This is a genomic window from Exiguobacterium sp. SH5S13 (assembly GCF_004337085.1).
GTDB classification, from domain to species: domain Bacteria; phylum Bacillota; class Bacilli; order Exiguobacteriales; family Exiguobacteriaceae; genus Exiguobacterium; species Exiguobacterium aurantiacum_A.
Genome location: NZ_SJUS01000073.1, coordinates 1 through 568, shown reverse-complemented (window position 1 = coordinate 568; position 568 = coordinate 1). Strand labels below are relative to the sequence as shown.

Annotated in this window: 1 protein-coding gene; it reads left to right on the top strand. The window is 53.2% G+C overall.

Going from position 1 to position 568, the window contains the following annotated elements; translation table 11 throughout:
• Positions 1 to 5 precede the first annotated feature (5 nt).
• On the top strand, positions 6 to 568 hold a 563-nt coding region (locus tag EVJ30_RS15045; RefSeq protein WP_483297338.1), incomplete at its 3' end, for a Mu transposase domain-containing protein.

Sequence of the window (568 nt, the reverse complement as noted above, 5' to 3'; positions counted from 1 at the left end):
AGCACCTGGACAAGATCTCTTCACCCGTCTCTTTCGAAACGAACCTTGTATCAAGTGTATCAAGAACCGTCCATAAGGACAATACCATCCGATACGCCGGTGCCCGATATAGTGTCCCGATTGGGACATATCAAGACAGAGAAAAACGAATCGTCCAGGTCTTGGAGCGTACGTCCGAAAACACACTTGTGATTGTCGACGACGAGACCGGCGAGATTATTTGCGAGCATGGGCTCGCGAGTGAGAAAGGCGAGCTCGTCCATGACGCCGATCACGGACATGACCAGACTAGACGTCTTTTGGCGCAGACCGAGGACCTCTATGCGCGATTCGGGGATGAGGAAAAAGCCAAGCTGTTCCTCGACCAGATCGTCATCCGATACCCACGGTATGTCAGGGACCAGTTCGATGTCATCCGCCGTCTGGACAGCTATAAAAAATTAGATATCGTGGCCGAGATGACCCGGCTCTATGAGACGGGTCAGGTCAGCGCGAACCTTCTGGCACAGAATCTACATAGCGGTCGCGAAGGGGTTTCCGTCGCCATCCGGGAACTCGACCCCTATAT